At 67.4% G+C, this 1,945-nt stretch carries 1 protein-coding gene; it reads left to right on the plus strand.

Annotated features, from left to right (window positions below):
* The first annotated feature begins 706 nt into the window (after positions 1 to 706).
* On the plus strand, positions 707 to 1,750 hold the full coding sequence (locus NAM01S_RS33560) for an alpha/beta fold hydrolase (RefSeq protein WP_067793385.1): 1,044 nt from the start codon (positions 707 to 709) through the stop codon (positions 1,748 to 1,750).
* The last annotated feature ends 195 nt before the right edge of the window (positions 1,751 to 1,945 follow it).

The raw sequence follows: 1,945 nt of genomic DNA on the forward strand, positions 1-1,945 counted from the left end.
CCGGCTAATCGCTGCCGCGCACCTCGCAGTTGCTGGTTCTGTGGGGGCTGGTGAGCTTCGGATCGCTGCCGCGCGCCTCGCAGTTGCTGGTTCTGTGTGGGCCGGCGGCCGTCGGTTGTTCGCTGCCATGCGCCTCGCGGGAGCTGGTTCTGTGGCGGCTGGTGACCTTTAGTTGTTCGTTGCCATGCGCCTTGCGGTTGCTGGTTCTGTGTGGGCTGGTGGCTGCCGGTTGTTCGCTGCCATGCGCCTTGCGGGAGCTGTTTCTGTGGTGGCTGCCGGTTGATCGTTGCCGTACGTCCCGCCGTGGCTGCTGGTTCGGTGTGGGCTGGTGACCTTCGGCTGATAGCTGCTGTACGCCTCGCGGCTGCTGATTCAGTGTGGGGCTGGTGACCTTCGGCTGAGATCGCTGCCGTACGCCTCTGGCTGCTGGTTCCGTGTGGGGCTCGTGACCACCGGTTGATCGCCGCCGCTGCCATGAATACGCCGCTCGTGGTGCTGTGGCTGTGCGGAATGTGCGCGGGGATTCAACGAGCTGCGGCAGAAATTTCTCGCGCTTGCCGCAGCTAGCGGACTTGGCGTTCGCGCTGGTAGGCGACCTTGTGCGCCGCTGCCCTGGCACCGGGCGGCGGCGCTTTTTTGTGCTTGCACTAGCTAGCAGGCGGTACTTCGGGTTACTGTAATTATCAGTAACACAAAGGAGTGTCCGATGCGTGCACAGCTGCAGACCGCGTTGGGCGAGCTGCCGGGAAAGGCTCGGGGCCTGCTCGACGTACATCGCGCCAATCTCCGGGCGCGCACCTACTCGACCTCGGCGCTGAACCCGCCCACCGTGCCACACGACGTCATCCCGGTGACCGCGCCAGACGGCACGAAGCTGCGGGTGCACGCGTACGGTCCGGTCGACGCTCCCGCCCTCGTGCTCGTGCACGGCTGGACCTGCGCCATCGAGTACTGGAACGCCCAGATCAACGCTTTCGCAGGCGAATACCGGGTGATCGCCTACGACGTGCGCGGACACGGTGAGAGCGAGCGCGGCTCCTCGAAGCTGACCATGGAACTGCTGGCCGACGATCTCGCCGCGGTGCTGAAAGCGGCGCTGCCCGCGGGCCGCAAGGCGGTGCTCGTCGGACACAGCCTCGGCGGCATGACGCTGCAGGCATGGGCCGGGCGCTACCCCGAGGAGGTCACCCGGCGCGCGGAGGCCGTGCTGCTGACCAACACCGCGCCGCATGGTCTGGTCGCCACGACCACCGTGGTGCCGTTCTTCAACCGGCCGCTGCCGTGGAAGCGCACCGGCGTCTCGCTGCCGCACGTCGTCGGCAAGCTCGGCCTGGGAACCCCGATCGTCTTTCCGCCGATCAAGCCCGTCAAATGGGTGTTCGCCCGGCAGATCATGAGCCTGGAATCCACCGGCGACCTGGTGGACTACAGCATGGCCGTGGTTCGCTCCTGCCCCGCGATGGTGCGCGCCGAATTCGGCAAGCTGCTCGCCGTGATGGACCTCGGCGAGTCGGCGAAGAACCTGGTGGTGCCGACCACCATCCTGGCCGGCTCCGCCGACGACATGACGCCGCCGCTGCACTCCGAGATCATCGCCGAGATGCTCGAGTCGGTGGGCAGCCTGGTGCGCTACGAGGTGCTGAACACCGGCCACCTCGGCAACGTCGAGATGTACGAGCGGTTCAACGATGAACTCGCCCGCGTGCTCGACTCCGCGTACGCCCCCGCGCGTACCGAAGCGGTCGGCTGAGCCGACCGCCCGCTGACCCCGACCGGAGCCGACGCTGCCTCCGATCGGGGTTGCGCGCGTTCGGGCCACCAGGTGCCGAGCCGCGCCTCCCGATCGGGATGTTGGCGGATGGCTGGGTGTCCGAGGGGTCTGCCTGTCGTTATGTTCGCCCAATGTTGCAGGGTCCCAGGGGGTGCGGCGCCTGTTGTGTTCGCC

This window comes from Nocardia amikacinitolerans NBRC 108937, assembly GCF_001612615.1.
Lineage (GTDB): Bacteria > Actinomycetota > Actinomycetes > Mycobacteriales > Mycobacteriaceae > Nocardia > Nocardia amikacinitolerans.

Bases quoted from the DNA above. Each gene is read 5' to 3' on its own strand.
- NAM01S_RS33560 (WP_067793385.1), top strand. From the start codon at position 707: ATGCGTGCACAGCTGCAGACCGCGTTGGGCGAGCTGCCGGGAAAGGCT.